Raw genomic sequence first — 853 nt, 5'->3', positions numbered from 1 at the left:
CAAGCTGAAACTTGGTAAATATGTCCTGCTTGAAGTTGAACGACATGTTTAAATACACTGCTTGAAGGATTTTCTGAAATCGCTATTTTCAAAGAAAATTTTGAGTTATCTTTTCCAGGAGCGCCAACTTGCATCGATGCAATACTTTCACTCCAAGAATTAATAGCCCAAGCTGAAGTTGCTCCTAGTTCAAAATCTTGATTAACGAGAGGCTCATTTGAGCTATTTGCAAAAACCTCGCAAGATATAAAACCAAGAAAGAAACAAATAAAATTGCTTTTTTGATTTTACCAAAAGACATTTTTTCATAAAAACCTCTTAGACTATATTTTGATGTAGGCTCTTGATGGATTCCGGACAGATGGACCTGCTGCCAGCCCTAAAGCCGGCCTAAATACGCCCGAGCTTAATCCTTAAGTGTTGCGTCCCGTGTGATTATCTGCCTCGACGGAGCTATCCTTTGTTCCGAGCCCGCGAGGTGCTAGAGCACGTGGTCCACAAAGCCATCGCTCGCGGAACAGCCCACAGCCCGGGATCCTGATTGCCGATGGAAATCCGCCTGCATAAGAACGCGCGCACGACCCCAGCGATTCGTCGTGAACTGCAAGCCTCCACGTTGCCGAGCAAGGTCCTCGCCGCCCAGTACAACCTCTCGGTGCAGACGGTGAGAAAGTGGCGACGACGCACGGTGGTCGAAGATGCTTCGCACCGCCCACACCGGCTCTCAACGACGCTCTCGCCCGAGCAGGAAGTCCTCGTAGTGGCCCTGCGGAAACCCTCTTGCTGCCGCTCGACGATCTGTCGGCGGTTACGCGCGCATTCATCCACCCCGAGGCCTCGCGTTCGGCACTCG

At 50.5% G+C, this 853-nt stretch carries 1 pseudogene; it reads left to right on the top strand.

From position 1 onward, the window contains the following. Positions 1-547: 547 nt before the first annotated feature. Positions 548-853, top strand: a pseudogene (locus THIDRDRAFT_RS26605) (IS481 family transposase); the annotation flags it as partial.

Origin of the sequence: Thiorhodococcus drewsii AZ1, assembly GCF_000224065.1 — a bacterium.
GTDB classification, from domain to species: Bacteria; Pseudomonadota; Gammaproteobacteria; order Chromatiales; family Chromatiaceae; genus Imhoffiella; species Imhoffiella drewsii.
Note: the sequence above shows the minus strand (reverse complement) of the source record. Positions and strands in the feature narration are given on the sequence as shown.